Below are 235 nucleotides of genomic sequence, written 5' to 3' on the forward strand. Positions count from 1 at the left end.
AGCCCAAGACCTACGAGGTGCAGAGGCCCGGGGACTTAGTGCAGGCGGACACCTTGACGGTGGCCCTGGGGCCCTGTGAAGTGGTCAAGCACTTTTCAGCCATCGACCTTTAGGCCTTTACCTAGGCGTATAGCGGAGCTGCAGGTTGAGCTGGATGCGTATCTGGCCTAATAATGGTGTTTCGCTGTCGCGAAAGCACACTACAACGGCCGGTTGCTTCGCGGTCAGCCCCGAG

At 59.1% G+C, this 235-nt stretch carries 1 pseudogene; it reads left to right on the forward strand.

The features are described 5' to 3' along the window. Window positions 1–112: pseudogene (locus tag C4301_RS09935) on the forward strand (IS481 family transposase); the annotation flags it as partial. Window positions 113–235: the final 123 nt, after the last annotated feature.

The sequence above is a fragment of the Thermus sp. genome, from assembly GCF_040290245.1.
Classification (GTDB): domain Bacteria; phylum Deinococcota; class Deinococci; order Deinococcales; family Thermaceae; genus Thermus_A.